Genomic DNA, 3,297 nt, shown 5'->3' with positions numbered 1-3,297 from the left:
GGTCGTGTTGCGCGCGAACACCTCCGTGGAGGCGAGGACGTCGTCTGGTCCGAGGCCCTGCAGGCCGCCGGTCGCGAGCACGCGGGTGTCCTCCATGAGGGTGAACGCCTCGCCCCACCGGGCCGCGGTCATCGGCCCGGCCGGCGTCCAGATGCCGCTCCCGGGGTCGTAGATCTCGCCGGTCGTCAGCCGCGACCCGTGCTCCCCGGCGGCGACCAGCACCCGGCCGTCGTCGAGGAGAACCGCCTTCCCGTTGAGACGCGGGGAACGCATGCTCGGCGCGGACTGCCAGCGGCCGGTCTCCGGGTCGTAGATCTCGACGGTCGCGAGGTTCCCGCTGTCGCCCGCCCCCCCGGCGACGAGGACCCTGCCGTCGTCGAGCCGGACCGCCACATGACCGCCACGCGCGTCGCTCAGGTCGGCCGTCGGCATCCAGGTGTCGGTCTGCGGGTCGTAGATCTCCGCGGCCCGGGTGCCGCCACCCGCCACGAGCACGCGACCGTCGCGCAGCAGCGTCGCCGTGAACACGAGGTCGCGGGCCACGGCGCTCGTGGCGGCCGGCGTCCACACGCCCGTCTGCGGGTCGTAGGTCTCGGCGGTCGCGGGGCCAGGCTCGGAGTCGGCGGGCGGCTCCTCGCCGAGGTCGAGCGGGCCGGAGGACGTGCCGACCACGAGCACCCGTCCGTCGCTCAGGAGCGTGGTCGTCGAGGTCGTGCGTCCCTCGTGCAGACTGCCGGTGGGCGTCCAGGCCCCGTCCTCCGGGTCGTAGAGCTCCGCGGCGCCGGCGTCGTCGTGGACGAGCACGCGCCCGTCCTGCAGGCGGACCGCGCCGTGGAAGGCGCGCGCGCTGCTCATCGAGCCCGTGGGCGTCCAGTCGTCGGTCTCGGGGTCGTAGATCTCCGCCGTGTCGAGCGTCCGGTAGAACGAGCTCTGGCCGCCCGCGACGAGCACCGCTCCGTCGGCGAGCAGGGTCGAGCTGTGGAACGCCCGCGGCGACCCCATCGGCTCGAAGGGAAACCAGGTGCCGCTGGAGGTGTGCGACGCCTGCGCCGCGCTCGGCATCAGCAGCAGCAGGGTCAGCAGGGACAAGAGGGTTCGGCGCATTCTGGGAGGCTCCTGCGGTTCGGGCGATGCAGTGGTCCGCGGCAGCCCGGTCTCATCGCCGACCCACGGCTCGGACCCCGCCCCCGACGCGCCACAGCATGCTGGCGGTCCATTGCCCGTGCCGCCGGTCGTCGGCCCAGGCGTGGCGATACTACGCGGGCTCGGTCGATGCATCAAGAACCGGTGTCTCGGGGGCCCGGAGACCGAGCTGAGACGACTGACGCGGTCGCGGCTGGCAGGATCCCGCCATGGCCTTCCGGCGACTGAAGCAGATGAAGGACGCCATGAGCCCGGAGGCGATCCGGCAGGGGATCCAAGCAGGCCGCGACGCGTTGGCCGCAGGCGGCGCGATCCCTGAGTTCACCGAGGAGCAGCTCGCGGCCATGGCGCCCGAGCAGCGGGCGGCGCTCGAGGCCAACCTGGCCAGGGCACGGCAAGCGCAGGCCGACGGACAGGCGGTGATCGACGAGGCCGTCGAGCGCCGACGCGGCCAGCAGGTGCTGCGCGATCCGCTGCCCGCCGATCACGCGCCACGACCTGCCGGTGCTCCGTCGCGGGCGCTCGACCGCGACGAGCAGGCCGCTGAGGAGCGATCCGCGCGCGACGACGCGCGCGAGCCGTACCTGGCCTCGGGACACCCGGGCGTCCAGATGGTCCGGATGGCCACGCGCGCGGGCACGCAGGCGCAGGAGGTCGCGGCCTACCTCGCCTCCAGCGGGCTGGCCGGGCGTCCTGACCTCGTGTACGGGGTCTACCCGGTGCCCGACCATCTCGGCGGCGGCACGGGGTTCGCGAAGAACCGGGTGGTCGAGTGGGACATCGTCCACGCCGCGCCGGCGGCGCTGCCTCCCACCGAGGAGCCCGAGGTCGTGACCTTCGACGCCGCCGAGCGCTGGGTCCTGCGCCGTGTCGGCGAGCCGCAGGCGTTGGACGAGGACCTCGCGCTCACCTACCTGCGGCAGGCCGGCGTCGGGCCGGAGCGCTGCCTGGGTGTCGCGCGCGCGGTCGACATCTCCTCGCACGGAGGGGGCGAGGACTCAGGGCAATGCGTGGTCACCCAGGTCACGGGCGTGCGGGTGTTCCAGCCGGCGGGGACCGGGACCCGCGCCGCCGAGGCGCTTCGTGAGCAGCGGCCGATCGCGGCGATGCCGGTCGACGGGATCCACGTCGAGGTCCTCAACTGGCACGAGATCCAGAAGGCGGTGCAGCCGAGGACCGGCGTGCCGTTCCTCGTGCCGTCGCCGTTCCCCTACCTGCCGTCGACCCCGCAGGAGCTGCTGCGTTCCTACCTCGAGGTGGTCGGCGTCCAGCCGCAGGACTGCTTCAGCGCCCAGGTGACCGAGGACCGGCCGCGCGACCTGAGCGACGTCCACCGTCGGGGCATCGGCACGGTGTCGAAGAACCGGGGGACCAAGCAACCCTCGGCCGACGGGGAACTGCGCGCGCGGCTGTCCGGAGGCGCCTGCCTGGTGGTCGCCTACCGGGACAGCGCGGTCTACGAGGAGGGACGCGCACGCTGGTCCGCCTACGAGACCGAGGTGCTGAGCGCACGGCTGGCCAACGGCATGACGCCGCGTCGGCCGGTCGAGAACGTCGACCACCTCGACCGGCTGCCCGGCGGTGCGCGCCAGGTGCTGCGCACGGCGGAGCGGGTCGCCGCGTTCTTCGAGGCATCGGGCAGCCCCTTCGAGAAGATCCCACCGCACCGCTACTGCTGGCCTCCGCAGCGGTGAGCCCCGGCCCCGACGTCACGCCTGTCGGCTTCGCGGCGACCGATGCGCCCGGCGCACACCTGCGCCGGCGTCGCAATCCGCTGTGGCTCGTCGTCGCGTTCGCCCTTCTCCTGGTCGGCCTGGGCGGCATCGGGTGGTTCGTCCACGAGCAGGTCGAAGGCGCCCCCGGTCGCGACGAGGCTCTGGCGGCCGGGACGGTGGCCGCGCTGGGGTCCCCGCCGGGCCAGGCCACGCGGTTCGCCGGTCCCGGCGGCGAGCACACCGTGTGGCTGGACCTCGACGGAGTCCGCACCTCGGCCACCCGCGAGCGGATCGTGGCGGCGACGGTCTGCGATGTCCTCGTCGGAGGCGGTCGCTCGGTCCGCGTTCGCGGGTCGCGCCAGGGCTCCAGCGTGACGATCGGGGATCGCGCGACGGTGGGGACGTTCACCGCTTCGCAGGGCCAGGTGACGATCTCCTG

The 3,297-nt window shown here is 73.9% G+C and carries 2 protein-coding genes and 1 pseudogene; 2 read left to right on the top strand and 1 reads right to left on the bottom strand.

What is annotated here, in order from left to right:
* Nucleotides 1–1,104, bottom strand: a 1,104-nt coding sequence (locus ABYE80_RS18825) for a Kelch repeat-containing protein (RefSeq protein ID WP_372791853.1), incomplete at its 3' end; no start/stop codon positions are given.
* Nucleotides 1,105–1,352: 248 nt separating this feature from the next.
* Between ABYE80_RS18825 and ABYE80_RS18820 the strand changes: the two genes are divergently transcribed.
* Nucleotides 1,353–2,837, top strand: a complete 1,485-nt coding sequence (locus ABYE80_RS18820; RefSeq protein WP_372791852.1) for a hypothetical protein — start codon at nucleotides 1,353–1,355, stop codon at nucleotides 2,835–2,837.
* Nucleotides 2,834–3,297: pseudogene (locus ABYE80_RS18815) on the top strand (hypothetical protein); the annotation flags it as partial. The gene ABYE80_RS18820 and the pseudogene ABYE80_RS18815, both read left to right, overlap by 4 nt.

This window comes from Paraconexibacter sp. (genome assembly GCF_041602235.1).
Lineage (GTDB): Bacteria > Actinomycetota > Thermoleophilia > Solirubrobacterales > Solirubrobacteraceae > Paraconexibacter.
Note: the sequence above shows the minus strand (reverse complement) of the source record. Positions and strands in the feature narration are given on the sequence as shown.